Origin of the sequence: Bartonella sp. CL266QHHD (assembly GCF_042195355.1) — a bacterium.
GTDB lineage: Bacteria > Pseudomonadota > Alphaproteobacteria > Rhizobiales > Rhizobiaceae > Bartonella.
The window spans coordinates 1-21,287 of the sequence record NZ_JBHIOD010000040.1 but is presented as its reverse complement, the minus strand read 5'-3'; the positions used below and the strand labels follow the sequence as shown (position 1 = coordinate 21,287).

The 21,287-nt window shown below is 37.0% G+C and carries 16 protein-coding genes and 2 tRNA genes; 5 read left to right on the top strand and 13 right to left on the bottom strand.

Annotated features, from left to right (window positions below; all coding sequences use genetic code 11):
• Positions 1-216: 216 nt before the first annotated feature.
• The 8 genes from ACFIK7_RS04730 to ACFIK7_RS04695 form a co-directional block, all read right to left on the bottom strand.
• Positions 217-426, bottom strand: coding sequence for a hypothetical protein (locus ACFIK7_RS04730; protein WP_375630994.1), 210 nt, complete (start codon positions 424-426; stop codon positions 217-219).
• 351 nt (positions 427-777) lie between these two features.
• Positions 778-906: a DUF2924 domain-containing protein gene (locus ACFIK7_RS04725; RefSeq protein ID WP_375630993.1), complete on the bottom strand. Its 129-nt coding sequence runs from the start codon at positions 904-906 to the stop codon at positions 778-780.
• Between the two features lie 812 nt (positions 907-1,718).
• On the bottom strand, positions 1,719-2,222 hold the full coding sequence (locus tag ACFIK7_RS04720) for a hypothetical protein (RefSeq protein ID WP_375630992.1): 504 nt from the start codon (positions 2,220-2,222) through the stop codon (positions 1,719-1,721).
• Between the two features lies 1 nt (position 2,223).
• Positions 2,224-2,781 carry a hypothetical protein gene (locus ACFIK7_RS04715; RefSeq protein WP_375637529.1) on the bottom strand — a complete coding sequence of 186 codons (558 nt, stop codon included), beginning with the start codon at positions 2,779-2,781 and terminating at the stop codon, positions 2,224-2,226.
• On the bottom strand, positions 2,769-3,566 hold the full coding sequence (locus ACFIK7_RS04710; protein ID WP_375643326.1) for a beta-hydroxyacyl-ACP dehydratase: 798 nt from the start codon (positions 3,564-3,566) through the stop codon (positions 2,769-2,771). The genes ACFIK7_RS04715 and ACFIK7_RS04710 overlap by 13 nt, the downstream gene beginning before the upstream one ends.
• Positions 3,557-3,850, bottom strand: coding sequence for a hypothetical protein (locus tag ACFIK7_RS04705; protein ID WP_375630989.1), 294 nt, complete (start codon positions 3,848-3,850; stop codon positions 3,557-3,559). The genes ACFIK7_RS04710 and ACFIK7_RS04705 overlap by 10 nt, the downstream gene beginning before the upstream one ends.
• A 195-nt stretch (positions 3,851-4,045) precedes the next feature.
• Positions 4,046-4,122, bottom strand: a tRNA-His gene (locus ACFIK7_RS04700).
• 140 nt (positions 4,123-4,262) lie between these two features.
• On the bottom strand, positions 4,263-5,345 hold the full coding sequence (locus ACFIK7_RS04695) for a quinone-dependent dihydroorotate dehydrogenase (protein ID WP_375663015.1): 1,083 nt from the start codon (positions 5,343-5,345) through the stop codon (positions 4,263-4,265).
• 1,202 nt (positions 5,346-6,547) lie between these two features.
• On the opposite strand from ACFIK7_RS04695, the gene mscL reads away from it, so the two are divergent.
• On the top strand, positions 6,548-6,955 hold the full coding sequence (gene mscL, locus ACFIK7_RS04690) for a large conductance mechanosensitive channel protein MscL (protein WP_273790360.1): 408 nt from the start codon (positions 6,548-6,550) through the stop codon (positions 6,953-6,955).
• Positions 6,956-6,973: 18 nt separating this feature from the next.
• Here the strand turns inward: mscL and ACFIK7_RS04685 are convergent, their stop codons facing one another.
• Entirely contained in the window at positions 6,974-8,680 is a 1,707-nt protein-coding gene (locus tag ACFIK7_RS04685) for an ATP-binding protein (protein ID WP_375660724.1), read from the bottom strand.
• Positions 8,681-9,500: 820 nt separating this feature from the next.
• On the bottom strand, positions 9,501-12,074 hold the full coding sequence (locus ACFIK7_RS04680) for a DNA translocase FtsK (protein WP_375663014.1): 2,574 nt from the start codon (positions 12,072-12,074) through the stop codon (positions 9,501-9,503).
• Positions 12,075-12,551: 477 nt separating this feature from the next.
• Here ACFIK7_RS04680 and ACFIK7_RS04675 point away from each other — a divergent pair, with 477 nt between their 5' ends.
• The 3 genes from ACFIK7_RS04675 (at position 12,552) to rpoH (ending at position 16,049) form a co-directional block, all read left to right on the top strand.
• Positions 12,552-13,982 (top strand): aldehyde dehydrogenase family protein, encoded by a 1,431-nt coding sequence (locus ACFIK7_RS04675; protein WP_273790357.1) that lies wholly within the window; start codon positions 12,552-12,554, stop codon positions 13,980-13,982.
• Between the two features lie 29 nt (positions 13,983-14,011).
• Positions 14,012-15,016 (top strand): RluA family pseudouridine synthase, encoded by a 1,005-nt coding sequence (locus ACFIK7_RS04670; RefSeq protein ID WP_273790356.1) that lies wholly within the window; start codon positions 14,012-14,014, stop codon positions 15,014-15,016.
• Between the two features lie 148 nt (positions 15,017-15,164).
• The gene (gene rpoH, locus ACFIK7_RS04665) at positions 15,165-16,049 is read left to right on the top strand and encodes an RNA polymerase sigma factor RpoH (protein ID WP_273790355.1); all 885 of its coding nucleotides are present in this window, start codon (positions 15,165-15,167) and stop codon (positions 16,047-16,049) included.
• Between the two features lie 203 nt (positions 16,050-16,252).
• Here rpoH and ACFIK7_RS04660 read toward each other — a convergent pair whose 3' ends face one another.
• The 3 genes from ACFIK7_RS04660 to ACFIK7_RS04650 form a co-directional block, all read right to left on the bottom strand.
• Positions 16,253-17,674, bottom strand: a complete 1,422-nt coding sequence (locus ACFIK7_RS04660; RefSeq protein ID WP_375637534.1) for a hypothetical protein — start codon at positions 17,672-17,674, stop codon at positions 16,253-16,255.
• Between the two features lie 237 nt (positions 17,675-17,911).
• Entirely contained in the window at positions 17,912-19,201 is a 1,290-nt protein-coding gene (locus tag ACFIK7_RS04655; RefSeq protein WP_273790353.1) for an adenylosuccinate synthase, read from the bottom strand.
• A 384-nt stretch (positions 19,202-19,585) separates the two neighbouring features.
• The gene (locus ACFIK7_RS04650) at positions 19,586-20,749 is read right to left on the bottom strand and encodes a phosphoserine transaminase (RefSeq protein ID WP_273790352.1); all 1,164 of its coding nucleotides are present in this window, start codon (positions 20,747-20,749) and stop codon (positions 19,586-19,588) included.
• Between the two features lie 397 nt (positions 20,750-21,146).
• Between ACFIK7_RS04650 and ACFIK7_RS04645 the strand changes: the two genes are divergently transcribed.
• Positions 21,147-21,222, top strand: a tRNA-Phe gene (locus ACFIK7_RS04645).
• The last annotated feature ends 65 nt before the right edge of the window (positions 21,223-21,287 follow it).

Genomic DNA, 21,287 nt, shown 5'->3' with positions numbered 1-21,287 from the left:
CACATTTTGATCATTTTGCTTTTCTTTGATTTACTTTGCAAAAGCAATAATTTCGCGCTCTAAATTAGCCGCTGTTTGGCATAATAAAGACAGCGATTTTATATTTTTTCTTGTGTGCTATTATGGCACTTACAAATATTATCAATAAGCTTATCAATTGGCACAAGCACATCCAAGTACTATCACTGCCAACGAAAACATAAATTTCTTCATCATTTATTTCGACGCAATAAAAACCATTTCACAAGGGATTATGTCAGCATCCACTTCTAGTTTTCCCTTGTCCGCACAAGCAAGATTTGCTAAAATACCTTTTACGGAAGGTAAAATAAAAACACCCTCAAACGCCCACCAGTAGGCTGAAAATCCTTCCCATGCCATAAAACGCTTTGCCTTTATAGGTTTTATACTGTGTGTCAGATTCATAATAAAATATAGCTCTTATCATTTTGTCCCTGAGTGATTTGTATTGCCTTATCAATCATATAATTAGGCTCATGTATAAACCATGCTTTTACAATCTGCCATAGGAATGTATTAATCTCTTGCACTCGCTCCTTAAATATATTGCGGCATGATTTTTACATTATCAGCAACGTTGGTATTAATTGCCAACCTTCATGACGGTAAGCTTTAACAAAGCTTTCGTCTGCTTCTTTTTGTCGTCCCGTTAGTTAAACTCTTGCTTTAAACCTTCTTCGGTTTTACGTCTATATATAGCGCCGCGTATTGGTTTTATCGCTTGTTTAAGCACCTTTCTTGTCCCCTGTCATCCTCTCATCCCCGCCTTACAAGGCCAAAAAACAAATGGCTATTCCAATTGATGCCGGTAATATGCTTGGCAATAACTTTCAAGCTTTTGTAAATCTTGCCCTCATTGATAGCCTTTTGGCACCACAAGCACATGATGCGTTTGTCCTAAATAATCGTCACTGAAATAAGTGTGCCATAAGGCTTTGGGCTCCTACATTGACGTATACTTTACTGTGGCTATTTCTTGCTCTAATTGTTTACAACTCATTGTCTAATCCTCTCAAACACATGAATGTTCTATTTCCTCGATTAGTCCAGAAAATAGTGTGTGTTCACAAAGTCAGACAAAAGTGCAATTTATTCTTTTGCATTGGATAGCTCAACTCCCTCCACGCTTAGAACCAATAAACCTAAGCTTATTGCTGCTATAAGTTTACCGCGCACCCAAAACGAGAAATTTATATCCTATTGAAAAAATAAATTTAGAAGATCCCTTCTTAAACAAAGTCTCGACTAAATAAGATGGTTTGGGCATTTTTAGCAAAAGAGATAAAAATTCACTATCTCAAGGATCTTAACTACGTTATCGATCATACGCAAAAAAGGTGAGAAGTGCAGATTTCTAAAAGAAATGATAATAGTCTTATAAAGAGAAATGGTACTGCAAGCGATACATCGGTTCGAACGTTCTCTTTAAAAACACACCGTAATTACAAGCGGCTTCAAAAAACAGCCTTACTAATATAATATTAGCTAGAGGGTTACATGTATATCGCAATAATAATGCACTCATTCCCGCAAGAGTGCTCCACATATTATGGCGTAGACTGTACAAACTCTGCCGCTCTTGCATACTCAGGCGTAAGGCCACTTAGTCGTATAGCAGCCGCAGTTTCAACGTAAAATAGCGGACGCTTCTGTATCATAATACTTGACAGAAGCATCAACAGCTAAGGATATAGGAACTAATTTGGATTCTTTCGAAATGCTATATATAAATTTAATGTGCCGCCCCAAAACACACCATCAGTGAACCCACTTAAAAGACCAAAAAGAAGATTAAAATCAAATGCATATTTCAAATCAGGTTCAATCTTGAGAAAAACAATCAATGTGAATTTGATGACAAAAGCGATAAGAATAAATATCAGCGTCAACGGCGTACCATGCCGAATAATTAAATCCGTTCCCTCTTTGATTTTTAAACGCGCAGTAGCACGCCAGAGCAACCAGCCAACGCCAAAGCCGATCATCAGCCCTGCCAACATTGCGATTGCTCCCCAGCGTGGGAAGGCCAGCTGGTTAATCACATCGCTTGCGCCCAAAAAAAGAAAGACTAACGGCAAGAGAAAAAGGCGGTAAACCTTCGTTTCCCTATCTTTCAATGCGATTATTCCCCTCGCAATGAGAAAAATAAGCAAAATCCAAGCCCATAAAGGGGTTCCGGTCAGAATGTTAAACAATGACATATTATGCTCCATGATGTTTGATGCGATAAAAATATTGCATGATGTTAGGAAGATATTTAGAAAAAAGAATACCAGTACAAATTAAACCCATAGTGACCAACCAAATCTGCGGGGTCCATGTAAAAAAAGCCACTAGAAGGCCATTGGCAAAAAAGATGATTACCCAAATCCATGTAATATATTTATTGATGAGATAAAATAGGATATGTTTGCGTTTTTCTTCAGAAACACCAGCACTGGCATAAAAAATGGTAAAGGGTTTCTTTACCAGCAAGCTAATCAATGAAACCAGAGCAAGTGACAGATAGCAAAAAACTGTGGGGTAGTTCAGTAAAAGTGTAGACCATCCAGCGAAATAATTAACAAACAGGACAATAACTGTCAGAATGTTAGTAATCATCACGGGTTCTCCCTGCCGGACAATTTTAATATTCACAGCAATAATGAACAATGAAATCACAGTTAAGATGAGAGAGCGTTCGACCAGAGTTAAAAAGTTTCCATTGATAACCCAGGAGTAAATACTCCACGGAATAAAAGAGATTATTATGTTAAACATGGCGCATCCTCCTTTTTATATTTGATAGAAAACTTACCGCAAGTGCTTCGTTTTTTAGTTTCCGTATGAATATAAAAAACGCCACCCGGTTCATACTCTGTATCCTGTTTAATGGTCAACTGATAGGTATCTCCCGGATAAACTGCTTCAATGAACTTTACTTTTTTCAGCGCAACAGATGCGATATTTTTTGTCCTACCCTGCGTGGCTAAAGCCAGAACCATCTCAATCAATAGTGAACCAGGACATACGGCGCGGGAGGGGAAATGTTCCTCAAAAAGCGGGTGATGCGCATTAAAGGAAAAAGTACAAGAATCTCCGGTTACGGAGGAAATCTTACATAAATCGCCTAGTAATGGAAGAGCGGCTTTCTCAGAACACGAGCTAGGGAAGCAGACCTTACTGACAATGATGATTGCCTGCGCAATAACGGCCCTGCCATTGTCGCATGGGCTGGACTTACAGTGAATACGGTAGGCCTCATTAATGCGTTCAATATGTCCTTCAACGCATAACCGATCGCTATCAAAATGGGTGGTAGAGAAAAACTGTTCAACCATAACAGGGAGATAGCGATAAGTGAGATCCGAGTTTTTAGCCACCACGGTGGCGAATCGAACTGAAAACTGATGCAAGGCTTCGAGTAACAAGCCCTGTTTCAAATAGTTATGGGCTAAATTCCAGTGAGAAATATCGATTTGCCCGCAAGCACGCATCGGTGCGGTTAAGGTAATACTCTGACATATACCCAAGAAATTTGGCTCGGTGTGATGCTTTATAGCCATAATTGGGAGACCTTTTTATATTTTTCTCTTAAATCCTTTGATGATAAACTGAAGGAATGAGTGCTAAACCGCGCTTGATAGTGCGCGAGAAGTATCGGCATACGACAAACGAAAAAAGCCAACAATCCCAGCTCAGGAGCAGCCCGATGTTTGCTCATGATGCTTGCAATTAGAAAATCGACATTGGGTTGCTGTCCTGTATTGTCCGAAATAGATCGCGCAAGCGAACTGAAGGGGCGCATAGGCGCCTGAAAGCGTAAAAAAAAAGAAATCAACCCAGACATCCCGTTGCATAATCGGATGACCAAACCCTAGCCAGGGTTTGTCTTTGCAATAATGCGTTACCGCCACCTCAAGATTCTCGATTTCAATCTCATGGAGGACACTAGAAAGTCGCATGGCAGCATATTTGCAGGCTCCTATATGCGCGAGACCAGTAGCACAAAATCCACCGATTAGTGCAGAAATGACGTCTCTCTTGGTACGGTTGGTGGGATTTGAACCTACGACCTCTGGTGCCACAAACCAGCGCTCTAACCAACTGAGCTACAACCGCATAAAAAGAAAATGTATCATAAATGTTCACGATTTCGTAAACATTTATTCTTACGCTTATGTGACATAAGGAAAATCAACAAAGTTTGCAAGCCCCTTTAAAAAAATCTCGCAATTTTTTGTGAAGAAAAAAGCGTTTTTTTACAAAGGAAATTTTGCCCAATGTTCAAGACTATGATCACGATAGCTTTTTATGTTATCAACTCCATCTTGTTGCATCATCTGCAAAATCTCTTGCAGAATAGTTATGACAAGATCTGGACCTTCATAAACCATCCCACTATATAATTGAATTAAATCTGCACCAGCTTTTACTTTTTCCAAAGCGGTTTGTGCGTCCTTTACACCGCCAACACCAATAATTGCAATCTCCTTCCCTAATTTTTTACGCATTTTTGCAAGCACAATAGTAGAACGCTCAAAAAGTGGACGTCCAGAAAGCCCACCCTGTTCATTACTGAAGTGACTATTGCTAAGCCCCTGGCGTGAAAGAGTTGTGTTAGAAACAATCAGTCCATTAAAATCAGAAAGTTTTATTTCTTCAGCAACATCATCTAATTCTTTCTCTGATAAATCGGGAGCAATTTTTAAAAAAATAGGAATGGAGAATCCATGCTTGTTCTCTTGCTCATTTCGCGCTTTCGAAACTGCACTCAACAAAAGATGCAAACTGTCACGGGCCTGTAAATCACGTAAACCTGGTGTATTAGGAGAAGAAATATTAACCGTAAAATAATCAGCAACATCATAAAAATAAACAATACCAACAGTATAATCATCAATCTTATCGACCGTATCCTTATTGGCTCCAATGTTGACTCCTATAACACCAGTTTTTTTACACGCACGCAATCTATTGTAAACAACTTGATGTCCGTCATTATTAAAGCCCATTCTATTAATAATCGCTTCATCTTCTTTTAAACGGAAAAGCCGTGGTTTAGGATTTCCAATCTGAGGCTTTGGTGTCACTGTCCCAATTTCAGTAAAACCAAATCCTAAACGAAAAATACCATCTACAACCTCTGCATTTTTATCAAACCCCGCTGCAAGACCAATAAAATTTTCAAACTCAAGACCAGCAACAGTTACACACAAACGTTTGTCGATAACCTTTTGACAACCATTTAATCCACTTTTCAGCCCGAGAATCGCTAAACCGTGTGCTTGCTCTGGATCCACCATAAATAAGGCAGAACGGCCAATACAACGAAAAAAACTCATTAATCCTTCTCCACAACATAAAAATGATCCATCGCACCTCACCTATATCTTTTAACACAAAAGATTTCCAATCAAAGAAAGCATATTATCCAAATAATATTCCCCTTCTAGAAGAAAAATCATCATATAATAGCCATACATGTTTATATTGATATATACTGTGTAAAGAACTTTTTATTCTTAAAAAACGTTTCTCTTTTTCGACATTTTTTAAAGATTAAAATATGAATCCTAATCTTATAAAATGCAGCATGAATTGAAACATCAATGGCTCTTTACCATAGTCATGGTTTTGTGGCATCTTATGCAGGCAAGCTCATAATCCTCTTAAATATGCATGCAAATGCCCTCTATTCCCAAAGTTCCTCTGTGTAATATTGTTTCCAATAGAAACAGAGCTTGCTCAAGCTATTTTTTTCCTAGCATTTATAGAATACATGGTTCATAAAAACATCTAAATTCATACTATTGTTGCACCATTTATTAGCAACAGAATGTTCAATCAATTTGTACTCTATTGATAGAATTTTGAAGAATCTGCGTTGTTTCCTTTGCCATTTCTGATGCGTTAAATACAATTTTGCATCTATTAAGTACTCTGTCTAACATATATTTTAAGTAATGACAGTTGATTGTTGAACTCACACCTATCATACCAACGACTTCCAAACCAAAATGATCTTGCAAACCCTAGAGCTCTGCTATTTATAAACTGATACAATCTTCCAGCAGATGAAATGTGTTTCTTCCATCGGAATTATCTCCATTTTAGCTCATGCAACCCAGTACAAATAGCTTTTAGATAAGCCATAATGCCCTCCTAATTTCTATTATCGCTTACTAAATTAAGAGGAATTAAATTATAAGTTTTACTGTGGTATTGTGTAAAAATCTCTCTTTTTAATGTTAACATAAAAATCTTGAGGCAATTATATAAATTAAGCTACAGTTTTCTACTTTCTGTTGAAAAAGCAGATATAGTTTTTATTAAAAAAGCTTTTTTCTAGGAAAGGTTCTATGTAAATTCAAATAGAGCCCTAAAATCCAAATAGAACCCTAAAGCTCTTTATTAAACCTTATAAAGTCTTTGAAAATAATATTAATATTGTAATATAATCATAAAAACAAAATCTGCCCTTTCCTTTTTCATCAAAAGCGGTAAGTAAATTACCGTATATCACTTACATAAAGGGGAAAATGCAATGCTTAAAGAATTCAAAGAATTTGCCCTAAAAGGTAATATGATTGATCTTGCTATCGGTGTGATTATAGGGGGTGCTTTTGGTAGCTTGGTCAACTCAATTGTCAATGATATTTTTATGCCAATCATTGGATTGATTACAGGTGGAATTGATTTTTCTAATATGTTTATTCAACTTGCTGGCGAAAAACAAGCAACATTGAGTGCCGCCAAAGCAACTGGAGCAACCATTAGCTATGGACACTTTATTACTTTACTTATCAATTTTCTCATTATTGCTTGGGTGCTTTTTTTATTCGTTAAAGCTATGAACAAAATCCGTAGAAAAGAAGAAGAAAGCCCCCAAAAAACGTCTTCAGAAGAACAACTGTTAACAGAAATTAGAGATCTTTTGGCTAAGAAAAAATAATTTTATGCAAGATTTACATCATGGAACACGAGGAAAAAACATTTCCACAGTTGTTCCGTAATTGGGTTTGGAGAACAGTAAAAATTGTCCCCCTCTTTCTTCCACCATTGCTTTACACATTGGGAGCCCTAAACCTGTTCCCATAAAAGCGCTATCACCAGATCGGCCATCCTTGCGCTCTACTTGACCATAAGGTTGCAGTGCCTGTATAATCTCTTCTTCGTTCATCCCTATACCATTATCACTCACTGAAATTTTTACACGTTCTTTTCTATAAGAAACGTGAACAATAATCTGTCCACCCAAAGGTGTAAAACGAATAGCATTGGAAAGAAGATTCCATATAATCTGGCGAAACACTTGTTGTGATACAGGAATAAATGGAACATGAGGTGGAGCAACAATACGCATGATAATGCCGTTCTGATTGGCTTGTGTCTCAAGAAAAGCTATCGTCGCACGTAAACAAGATATCACATCAAATGTTTCAGAAATAAGGGAAGAATCAATCTGGTTATCGGAACCAGAATAATTTATCTTCGAGCACTCTAGTAATTGATTAATCAGCAATAATATATGTTTTCCAGAGGAAATAATATCGCGTAAATATCCATGATAGCGCTCATTTTCTATCGAACCAAAACGGCCTTCTCTCATAATTTCTGCAAAACCAATAAGAGCATTCAAAGGTGTTCGTATTTCATGAACAACTCCAACGATTTTATCCTCTTCTGCTTTTTTTTCTCCTGATGGAACTGTTTGTGTCCTATCACGCAACATAACAGCATAATTTCCTTGCTTTGCCAAAAATACAATCGTTATCAAAACGGTTATATTTTTATGATTTTTCGTCATTAAATCAGCTGTTTCTCTGCGATTTAAAACCTGATTTTTTCCCTCCATGCGGATTGATTTAAAATATTTTTCAACCAAAAGTCGGCTTTGAAAAGTAAATAATGAAGAGAGTGGCTGTCCTCGCAGTTCATTTATTTCATAACCCATTAATGCTAAGGCTGCCCTACTCGCTGATTGAATAAAGCCTTCTTCATCCAACCATAAAACACCATCTGTTGCTGTATCCAACAATGATAAAACTGCAGCGGGCTCTTTTACGAGAGCTTGTTCTATAGCATTTACCGGCAATGTTTGTGCATATGGTAACTGAATAGCTGTTTCTTCAACTAAATTTTCTTCTTTTACCGATGAATTCAATTCATCACGCAATTGCTCTGCAATTTCATGAAAAGCTGAGCGTTCTATCTCCGTAAGACATGGTATTTCTGTTGCTAGCTTTTCATTTCTTTTTTCTTGGACTTTTTTTTGTATTTTTAAAACACCAAAGCCACGAAACCCTTTAAGCTGCTTTGTAACATCAAAAATTGGCAAAGCCGACAATTCAACATCAAGCCATTGTAAGCAACCATCAACAGGCCATTGAACAATCTCTTTACTCCAAGGCATAGCCGTTTCAATAAAACGACTGAGAACCAGATATCGATCATCATTAAATTGATGAGCAAGTTCATGAAAACTACACCCTAAAATAGAGGAAGAGAGAGGGCCAACAACTTCAGCTAGCTCTTTTGAGACTTCACAAAACAAACCATTGTGATCGATTTCCCACGTAAAAGGCCGTGGCAAAAGCTCTGGTGTAAAACGAAAAGCTTCTTGCTGCGATTTTAATTCATTTGTATTTAACTTTAACTCATCTGCTTTTAATGGCATAACTAAAACTAAAAAGTGTTGGATTTACTCTCAAATGAATAATGCTAATTTGTTTACAATTATCTGTTCTGGTTAAAATAACTTGATATCTCATATAAATTGTCTGTAGCAAAATTTTGACTGTTTCATCAACAAAACAAGAATAAAAAGAAGCTTCCAGCTCTTGTTGCTTATTCACCCATTATGTAATAAATCTTGTTACAATAATGGTAACATCTCCCTCGCATAAATAGTACTCAAAAAGAATACACTTATTTTACACATTCATGCGCCTTTTTTGAAAAGATATCTCCCAAGATCCCCAAGCTTATTTTACGACGTCATCTGTAAATGGTGTAATGTAAAAGTCCCTATAGAGGATATCAAGGCATTGTGCATTACCATTTTTATACTTATAAAAGAGCTGGTTAGCACCATCATTATACTAATTTCAGCCCCTAATGTTACCAATAGTTCTTGGCATTTGAAGGCATTCATACAAAGATCTTTCTTTCATTAGAATCGCTACAAAAGAAAAAATATACCACCGCACTATTTTATTAAAAATTTTCTCTGTAAAAAAGAGAACACAAATTATCTTTCTTCATATAAAGATTTGTTTAATTTCTTTATATTCCAGATCATTTAGAAATGTTAAAATATCTCATAATCTCCTTTGATATCAGCTTGTTTACCTCATCAGAAGTCTTAATACAAAAGATCGCTTTTGCTTTATTACTCTCCATTTAAATTTTTAATATTATATAAAAAAATAAAACAAGCACATTTAAATAATAACTGTCAGATATTTAAAAAATTGCATATTTTTAAATGCGTTTGTTTATTTTCCTTCATTGAGTAAAATTTCACGTTTTCCAACATGATTAGCGGCTCCAACAATGCCTTTTTCTTCCATCCGCTCGACGAGAGAAGCTGCTTTATTATAGCCGATTGAAAGTCGGCGCTGAATATAAGATGTTGAACATTTTTTATCACGCATAACAATTTTTACAGCTTGGTTATAAAGTTCCTCACCCTCTTCATCAAAATTTTCTTCCTCAGAAATTTCAGCCGCTGAATCAGCAGAAGTATCCTCTTTGTTATCGTCTTCATTATCCGTTACCGTTGCCAAATAATCAGGTTTTCCTTGCATTTTAAGATGTGCAACGATGGATTCAACTTCTTCATCTGAGACAAAAGGTCCATGAACGCGCACAATGCGTCCACCACCAGCCATATGAAGCATATCCCCCTGACCTAAAAGCGTTTCAGCACCTTGTTCACCCAAGATCGTACGACTATCAATTTTTGACGTTACTTGAAAAGAAATGCGGGTAGGAAAGTTTGCTTTAATTGTACCGGTGATAACATCAACAGAAGGACGTTGCGTTGCCATAATAAGATGAATACCTGCCGCACGCGCCATTTGCGCTAAGCGCTGAATGGCATTCTCTATCTCTTTCCCTGCCACCATCATAAGATCAGCCATCTCATCAACAATCACAACAATATAAGGAAGCTGCGTGAGATCCATGGCTTCTTCATGATAAAGCATTTCCCCTGTTTCCTTATCAAAACCCGACTGAACAGTACACATGATCGTTTCGCCTTTTTGAGCTGCAAGTGCAACGCGTGCATTAAAACCATCAATATTACGCACACCCAACTTAGCCATTTTGCGATAACGCTCTTCCATTTCACGAACCGCCCATTTTAAAGCTGTTACTGCTTTTTTGGGATCTGTGACAACGGGTGTTAAAAGATGTGGAATGCCATCATAAACAGAAAGCTCTAACATTTTAGGATCAACCATGATCAAACGACACTGCTTTGGTGTCATACGATAAAGAATCGACAAAATCATTGTATTAATTGCAACAGACTTGCCTGATCCTGTTGTTCCTGCAACCAATAAATGAGGCATTTTTGCTAATTCTGCAATGACCGGTTCACCATTAATCCCCTTCCCCAAAGCAAGAGCAAGTTTAAATTCACTTTCACGAAAAGAACGTGTTTGGATTAATTCCCGTAAATAAACGGTTTCACGAACCGCATTGGGTAACTCAATCCCGATAACATTACGTCCAGGAATTACAGCAACGCGTGTAGAAATAGCAGACATAGAACGCGCAATATCATCAGAAAGATTAATAACGCGCGATGACTTTACGCCCGCGGCGGGTTCAAATTCATACATTGTTACCACTGGCCCTGGATGAACATGGATAACTTCACCCTTAATGCCAAAATCTTCCAAAACACTTTCCAAAAGTCCAGCACCACGTTCTAATGTTTCTTGAGGAATCATCGTACCTTCATGAAAAACAGGTTCCTGTAATAAGTTGATCGGAGGAAATTCATAAACATCACAGTCAATAGATTGAATATTTTGCATAAAAGCAGAATCATAATTACCTAATGGCATACGAGTAGATTGTAATGTTTTAGTTTTACTGTTTGCTTGCATCACAGAAAAATCTTTTGAATTCTTTGTGACGGCTTTGTTTATACAATCAACAGTATTATTGGCGACAGTATTATTGCTATTTTCAGTCTCTATACTCGCCCCTGCATCGCTTAACGCCCCTGTATTACTTAACGTATGAGCAAAATCTTCAACAGAAAGCTTAGAATGACTCTCTTTAGTAGTATCATTATTTGTATGCATTAAATCAGAAATTTTCTCAACGCCTCGCATCCTTTCCGCTGGAGATTCTGATGTAATTGAATCATAGAGTTGTGGAAAGCGGTATTCAAGAACACGGTAAAGAGCCGTTATTGACTCATCAAAGGCTGTGGGAATATCCGGTGTAATTTCATTTGTCGTATCAATTGATATTCCATCCTCTTTTGAAGTTTGAGTCTCCACATGTTCAAATATCAAAGATTCACACTCAAAAAATGCATCATCGGAAAGATGCAAAGCAGGTTTTATTTTTTGTAGCACATTTTCCACTTGTAATTTACGTTCTTGTTCATCCTCCTCAAGTGGAATATTTGCTGACGGCATATGAATAGCTTGTCGTGACAACTGCTTCAGAACCGTTGAATGACAAACTGATGTTTTATTCTCTATTGATTGAGGATTAATGACTTTTTTTGTCGAAAGAATATTGGTTGTTTTCTTGTTACAACGTACAATATTTGTATCTGTAATTTTTTTTTGATCTTGCTTCGTAAAAATTTTAAACTGTTTTGCAAAAACTGGATCTGTTTCTATACGACGACGCAAAATCTCAACTTCTGGGGTTCTCGTGAAACGGACGTTTTTTCCGAGGGCAAATGCCTTTTTCCACACTTCCGGATAAGGAAATATCTCAGTAATCTTAACAGATAAATCTTCTCTTGATGCACCTTCCGTACTATCATCAGAAAAAGAAGACGTAGAAATAGATTTTGTTTTCGAATTATGCATGGCACCCAACAAATTTATAGCAATGAGAAAAATAACCTTTTCAAAAAGAATTCGTAGAAACTATCATACGAAGGTTAATAACCTTTTGCTGATGGTTACTTTTTAATGAAAAAAATAATGCCATAATGCATATTCATAATCTGCCTTTTGCATATTTACGATATAAATTGCTCAGTTTATGGTGTCATAGAACTCGTATTTCATTTGTTTTGAAGAAAACTTCATGATAAAAAATCTTCAAGAAAATTGTCTATGCCTCTCTATTCTCTCCCTTTGCATAAGAGAAACTAGTCTCAATAATACCTAGTCTCAATAATACAATGAGCATTGCTCTATTGAATTCTCCATGCTCAATTATCACGATATAATCTAATTTCTCGCGTTTTTATAAGATTACCCTTGTTATCCTCGTTTAAAAAGGCTTAGACTAAGACAATCATAATTACATAAATACAAATAGAAAAAAGGGAGTGAATTATGTTTAATAAACGGAAATTTTATATCAATGGTCTATGGGATGAGCCAAGCATTCCTCACGATTTTGACGTCATTAATCCATCAACAGAGGAGGCTTGTGCTGTCATTAGCCTTGGAAGTACAAAAGATGCCGATAAAGCAATTAATGCGGCTAAAGAAGCGTTTCAAAAATGGAAAACAACGTCACCAAATGAGCGTCTTGGATTTGTTGAAAAAATTCTAGAGATCTACGAAAAACGTTCCAAAGACATGGCAAAAACCATTTCAATGGAAATGGGAGCACCAATTGATATGGCGCTTAATGCGCAAACTGCAACCGGAAGTTCCCATATTCGCAATTTTATCGAAGCTTATAAAGAGTTTTCGTTCCAAGAAACTTTAATAAAGGGAAATGAGCAAGCAATCCTTCACTACGATCCTATCGGCGTCGTAGGATTAATTACGCCATGGAATTGGCCCATGAATCAAGTAACTCTTAAAGTTATTCCTGCTCTCTTGGCTGGCTGTACCATGGTGTTAAAGCCCTCTGAAATTGCGCCTCTTTCTGCTATGCTTTTTGCTGAATTTTTAGATGAAGCCGCACTTCCAGCCGGTGTTTTTAATTTAATCAATGGTGATGGTGCGACTGTCGGCTCTTACCTCTCTGCACATCCAGATTTAGAAATGATCAGCTTTACTGGTTCAACTAGAGCAGGAAAAGATATTTCTAAAAATGCCAGCGCTACTTTAAAAAGAGTCTGTCTGGAACTTGGTGGAAAAGGAGCGAATATTATCTTTGCTGATGCCGACTCAGATGCTATTCAACGTGGTGCACGACATTGCTTTTATAATAGTGGACAAAGTTGTAATGCACCGACTCGTATGCTTGTGGAACAGAGCATCTATGACAAAGCCATAAAAATAGCCAAAGATATTGCAGAAACAACAAAAGTAGGACCAAACTGCCAAGAAGGAAATCATATTGGACCTGTCGTTTCAAAAAAACAATATGATAAAATTCAAGATCTTATCCAATCGGGAATTGATGAAGGTGCAACTCTTGTTGCAGGCGGGACTGGTTTACCAAAAGGAATGGAACGCGGTTATTATGTCCGTCCAACAGTCTTTGCTGATGTAAAACCTCATATGCGTATTTTTAAAGAAGAAATCTTTGGTCCAGTTCTCTCGATTCTTTCTTTTAGTACAGAAGAAGAAGCCGTCGCTTTAGCGAATGAGACTGAGTATGGTCTTACAAACTATATTCAATCGCAAGATCGCAACAAATGTCGTCGTATTGCGGCACAAGTACGCTCTGGTATGGTAGAAGTTAATGGACATGGATTACCCAGTGGAAGCTACTTTGGAGGTGTAAAATTTTCTGGGCGCGCTCGTGAAGGAGGACATTGGGGAATTAAAGAATTTCTCGATAGTAAAGCAATTTCGTACTGGTAAAATCTTATTAAAAACTTAATAGGAATCGTATGGTAATACAGAAAATAACGGATGAAGGTGCTCTTGGGCAACGTCTTGATCAGTGGCTCGCAAAACAATATCATGATGTGCTCTCGCGTTCGCGTTTGCAAACCCTCATCCGTGAAGGCTGTCTTAAAATTGATGGTCAATTCATAAAGGAACCAAAAACAAAATTAAAACCTAACCAAATAATTGAATTGGAAATGCCTGACCTTCGTGATGCAGAACCTAGCGCTGAAGCCATTGCATTGGACATTCTTTTTGAAGATGATCATGTCATTGTTATTAACAAACCAGCTGGTCTTGTTGTTCATCCTGGGAATGGCAATTGGACCGGTACATTGGTTAATGCCCTTATTTACCACTGTGGGAATAGTTTATCTGGTATAGGTGGTGTTAAACGCCCTGGCATTGTCCATCGTCTTGATAAAAATACAAGCGGTGTTATGGTTGTTGCAAAAAATGATCTAGCTCATAAAAGTCTCAGTGCTCAATTTTCTGATCATGGACGTACCTGCGCATTAGATCGACGCTACCATGCCTTGATTTGGGGAACACCTCAGCGCAATGTCTGGACAATTGATGCATCACTTGGCCGTTCGCCCCATAACCGGACAAAGCAAGCTGTCATCCATAACCAAAACCCTTATGCTCGTCATGCTGTTACACATGTTTCTCTGCTTGAAAAATATGGCTCTCATGCAGACTCAACATCTTTTGCTAGCCTTCTGGAATGTCGCTTGGAAACTGGACGCACCCATCAAATCCGTGTTCATATGACTCATATTGGGCATCCACTCATAGGCGATACAGTTTATGGAAACGCTTTTAAAACAAAATCAAACACATTCAACCCCACTATTAGAAATGCAATCGATCAATTCAACCGACATGCACTCCATGCTGCAAGTCTTACTTTTGAACATCCTTCTACCGGTAAAGTTATGTCGTTTTCCGCACCACTGCCTCAAGATATGGCTAAACTTATTAAACTTTTTAAAAAAATGAATTGAAACTTTTCCCCTTCTCAAGATTTCACAATAAAATATCTTTTTTTGAACAAAATTGAAAAATATGCTAGAGTGAGGTTATGAGGATAGTTAGCTATCTAAAACATAGAATTTGCCTTATCAGGGAATTCAAACAAAAGGAGGGTGCTATATGGCCCATATGAATTTATTATCAGTAATGACAGGTGATGGTGGTTTAAACCGTTACTTGGAAGAAGTGCGTCGTTTTCCAATGCTTGAGCCAAAAGAAGAATATATGTTAGCTCAGCGTTACCGTGAGCATAATGATCTAAAGGCTGCGCATAGGCTAGTAACCAGCCATTTGCGTCTCGTAGCTAAAATCGCGATGGGATATCGGGGCTACGGACTTCCCATTGGGGAAGTCATTTCAGAAGGCAATGTTGGACTCATGCAAGCTGTTAAACGTTTCGAACCAGAGCGGGGTTTTCGTCTTGCAACCTATGCAATATGGTGGATTAAAGCATCAATCCAAGAATATGTATTGCGCTCTTGGAGTTTGGTGAAAATGGGGACAACAGCTAATCAAAAGCGTTTGTTTTTCAACCTTCGTAAGTTAAAAAGTAAACTTCAAGCACTTGATAGTGGCGATCTCAATGCAGAACAAGTGAAAAAAATTGCAATCCAGTTGAATGTCACAGAAGATGAAGTTGTATCAATGAATCGTAGGCTTGGTGGTGATACTTCACTCAACGCACCAATTCGAACAAAAGAAGGGGAAAACAGTGAGTTGCAAGATTGGTTGGTGGATGAATCTAACGATCAAGAACAAATTTTAATTGAAAAAAGTGAATTAGAAAATCGCCGTTCCATGCTCATAAATGCCATGGACAATCTCAATGAACGCGAAAAGCGTATATTTAAAGCGCGTCGTTTAAACGATGTACCACTAACCCTAGAAGAACTCTCTGGTGAATTTAATATTAGTCGAGAACGAGTAAGACAAATTGAAATGCGTGCATTTGAAAAAGTGCAAAACTCTATCAAAGATTCTACTTTATCTCAAAGTCAAGTATAAAACCTAGAGTTAAGTATAAAGCCAATGGTTTGCACATTCTTTAAATGTGAAAATGAAAAAAAGCATGCCTTGGCTTTATACTTGTAAATTAGCCTATCGAATTCTTTAAGTTATTGATATGTAAAGCTTTATTGAATATATTTGGTATATAATTGATAAAGACGGTCGTAGAAAATTCTTCACAGCCGTTTATTTTTTTGCATCTATGTTTTATTTTTTTGACCAAGAACTGTTAACTTATCTTGTTGTGCAAGCCATTGTCCAATAACTTCATTAAAAATAGACTTACCTGTTGGTCCTTTTGCAAAGGTTAATTCACTTATACGCCCGTTTTTATCCGTTAACACCAAACGCATCCAATCTAATTCTCGCATCAATTGTAAATTTCGATCAAGAAATGGATGATTACCACTCAATGCGACAAGAAAAAAGTCATCGTTAATCTTTGCAGCAATGGTTCTTGTTAAAGCCTGTCCAATGGATTGTTCACTTGCTTTAAAGGTTAATGCTTGAACATTGCTTATAGCTTTACCTGAAAATTTATCAGAAAGAATAAAAACAAGGTCCATAATATATGCAGCAGGAAATGACTGATCGGTATTACGACGTAAAATTAACCGTAATGATACCCCTTCATCAGGAATTGTTATATCACCTTGTATAGTTGTTTCTTCTGGAGCCCCCTTCACTTGAGATTCTTTTATAAGCGTCCAGCGAGCACTTCCCGTTGCTATCTTTTCTGCATCATAATTTGTACGTGCTTGATAGAAAACAGCTTCACCTGATTTTTCAAGCGATTGCAAATTGCTATCAACAACTGTTGAGAGTACTTCTTCATCCGAAGAATCTATCGCTTGTTTTAAACCAACATCAATTTCACTTCCATCCTCTAATAAGCGTTGTGTTAACTTTCTCTTAATTGGAAATGCCTTTGGTACTCTGTGAGAAGCTTGAAGATTTTCTTCTAAAAACTGATGATCATTTGATACAAATACACGCTCACCAACAAAAAAAATACCAACAATTAAAACAACAAAACTAACAACAGAAACAGCACTTATTACAATACGCCTTTGCACTAACGATTTATTAGCACGACGTAAAGCCTGAGAAAAAATGTGCGAAACAATATGCGAATTATCTTCCTGCGAAGGAGAAATCTTTAACACACTGCTATTAACATGCTGAGAAGGCACATCAGCCTCCATATTAACAGGCTCTGCATCTGGTATATCGGATACACAAAGCTCATCAAATACCTTGTTATCCTTTGAACGCGTAACAAAATCCTGTTTTCTTTTTATATTTACCTCTGAAAATTCATTATTCTTTGGTAATATAGTTTTTTTTGTATATTTCTTATCTTCATTTATATTTGTGGGATTCCACCCAATAACTGAAGAAAGCCGCTTCTTTTCAACTGCTAAATATTCTCCTTCAACAGTTGCAATAGAACTTTGAAGAATCTTTCTCTGTTCATCCGCTATTGCTTGTGGTATTTTTGCTGTTAAAAATTGATGTTCTAGTGTTTCGGTAGCACGCTTATAAATCCGCTTACGCACTTGTGGTGTAATATTATTTTGTGCATTAATTGTCTTTTTTAAGATTCCAACGAAATCTACCATTTCCTCTATAATCTCTCTTAAACTGAGAAAAAATCAATAGTAAAGCCAAAAAACTTTATTTTAGCCTTCTAAATTGATTGCCATTTAATATTGGTACAACTATCGCAATAATGTAAAATGAATATGAAAAATAAACAATGCTATTTTGCACCTTTCTCTCACGTGCTCTTAAAAACTTTTTTTGTAAAAAGAGACAAAAACGCACAGAGAACATATATAGAAATCTAAAAATAATAATCAATTAACAAAGGGATCCGTAATAAGAATAGTATCTTCACGCTCTGGACTTGTGGATAATAAAGCCACTTTTGTATTAATCAGTTCTTCAATATAGCGTATATATTTAATAGCCTGCACTGGTAAATCTTCCCACCTCAATGCATGTGCTGTTTCTTCCTTCCAACCTTCTAATGTTGCATAAACAGGCTTCACCCGATCCTGAGCTCCCATGGAAGAAGGTAAATAATCAATTCTTTTACCATCAAGCTCATAACCAATACAAATTTTTATTTCATCCAAACCATCTAAAACATCAAGTTTTGTCAATGCTATACCTTGAACACCGCAAATTGTTACCATCTGACGTACTAAGACAGCATCAAACCAACCACATCGACGCTTTCGACCCGTTACAACACCAAATTCATGTCCACGCACTCCCAGAAATTCACCAATATCATTTATCTGCTCTGTCGGGAACGGCCCTTCTCCAACGCGTGTAGTATAAGCTTTTGCAATACCCAAAACATAATGAATTGCATCAGGTCCCATCCCCGAACCTGTACATGCTTGCCCAGCAACTGTATTAGATGACGTTACATAAGGATAAGTTCCAAAATCATTATCTAATAAAGCACCTTGCGCACCTTCAAAAAGAATGTGTTTCCCTCCTCGATAACCTTCATCTAAAAGACGCCACGTACAATCCATAAAGGGCAAAATTTTATCCGCAACTTGCATCAATTCATCATAAAGTGCTCGAGAATCAATCTCTGCAACACCCATCCCACGACGCAAAGCATTATGATGCCTCAAAAGCCGCTCAATCTTAGCCATAAGTGTATCTTTTTCTGCTAAATCCATCACTCGGATAGCACGACGTCCCACCTTATCTTCATAAGCCGGTCCAATACCACGCTTTGTTGTACCAATTTTTAAACCAGATAAACCGCTTTCTCGAATTGCATCAAGATCACGATGCAAAGAAAGAATCAAAGGAGCATTTTCAGCAATACGCAAAATTTCTGGTGTGATTTTTACACCCTGATCACATAGTTTTTTTACTTCTGCAACAAAATGATGAGGGTCAACAACAACACCATTGCCTATAATTGATAACTTGCCACGCACTAAACCAGACGGTAAAAGTGATAATTTATAACTAACTCCATCAACAACCAATGTGTGGCCAGCATTATGCCCCCCCTGATACCTCACCACTATATCTGCTCGCTCAGATAACCAATCTACAATTTTACCTTTGCCTTCATCACCCCATTGTGTACCGACAACAACTACATTGGCCATAACTTTCTCCGTCGTGTTTGGTTAAAAAAACCAGCATTCAAAAACAAACACTTCTTTATAACGAAACCTTAGAGCAAGTGCGACTCCTCATTTCAGATTTTTCTCAATCTTCAAGTGATTCAATTTTCAAATTTATGATAATAAAGATAAGCAAATACCAAAATATTTTAAATCTGTTATTTTTGCTACAACAAAGTAAAAAAAATAGAGATTTTAATTTGTGCGTATCCAACACCTGACAGAGCATTCATTCTCTCTCTTAATCTTTTACAATTCACGTAATATTTAGATGCTGTCTGTCTGATACAAGAATACGAAAGATCATCATAATCTCTCGTATCCTTTTTTGTTTAAAAATACGTTGTGAAAATCACCAGTAATTATTTAAAGCTGTGCTTTTTCAACTTGGAACGCCCACTCAAGCCATTGTGTCAAAATTTCAAGATCGGAAGCCTCAATTGTTATACCCGCCCAAATTCGAAGCCCAGGAGGAGCATCGCGATACGAACCGATATCATAAGCAACCCCTTCTTCATCAAGACGTTTCACAACCGCTTTTATAAAAGATACTCGCTTTTCCGTATCCAAAGCAGTAATCACTGGATCCACAATATCTAAACAAATAGCGGTGTTAGAACGCACTTCAGGATCTTTTGCCAAATATTCTAACCATGGCGTTTTGCGAACAAAAGCATCAAGTACAGAAAAGTTTTTCTCAACCCGTGCTCTTAATGCCGCTGCACCTCCTAGAGACTTTGCCCACTTCAACCCATCAAGAAAATCCTCAACACAAAGCATAGAAGGTGTATTGATTATCTTTCCTTTAAAAATATCTTCGTTCAATTTTCCATTTTTTGTCATATAGAAAAGTTGAGGCATAGGCCAAGCTGGAACATGATTCTCAAGCCTCTCAACAGCACGAGGACTTAAAATCACCATACCATGTGCAGCCTCACCTCCCAAAACTTTCTGCCATGAAAAAGTAACAACATCTAATTTTGAAAAATCAAGATATTGCGCAAAAGCTGCCGATGTTGCATCACAAATGGTCAATCCAGCCCGTTTATGCGGAATGAAATCCGCATTAGGAATACGCACACCAGAAGTTGTCCCATTCCATGTAAAAACAACATCCCGATCAAAGTCAAGTTGTGTTAAATCTGGTATTTCACCATAAGGAGCTTCAAAACGACGCACATCAGAAAGCTTTAATTGCTCGACAACATCTTTATTCCACCCAAATCCAAAACTTTCCCACGCCGCCATATCAATGCCACGCTCACCTAATAGAGACCATAGAGCAGCCTCAACAGCACCGGTATCTGAACCGGGCATAATTCCTATACGATGATCAGAAGGAACCTCAAGAATCTCACGGGTTAAATTAACAACTTCAGCAAGTTTTAATTCTGCTTCTCTAGATCTATGTGAACGCCCAACTACTGCATTTTTAAGAACATCAAGAGTCCAACCAGGCCGTTTACTACAAGGGCCTGAAGAAAAATTAGTATTATTGGGACGACTACTTGGTTTTTGTAACATTATCATTATTTCTCCCCTTTTAGATGTTTTTTTCTTTATAAAGAAAAACAAATTATTATAAAGACTAATCAACAATCTTTTTAGAAAAAGTCAAAAATGTTGTCTATTATTTCGTATGCTTAAAATTCACGGAAACTTTATAAAAAAATCTTTCTTAATCATGCTTCTCGATTGATTCTTTTAATTTTTTTCGTATCACCACCACGATAAGACAGCATTCTAATAACAATACACTAAAGTGTCCAATATACCTATCAAATTTATTTTATGATAAAGATTCATTGATAACGCTCTAGAATAGGGAGATAAACTTATTAAAAAATCAATTATTTTTCTTTTGATGACTGGACAGAGAAAATTTTAATGTTATAACCGCAAACGCTTTATGTTTTTTATGAAGCATGCCCAGATAGCTCAGTTGGTAGAGCAGCGGACTGAAAATCCGCGTGTCCGTGGTTCGAATCCGCGTCTGGGCACCACTTTTTGTTTTTAACATATTGAAATATATAGATTTTTTCTTTAAATAGCTATTTTCAGACCACCT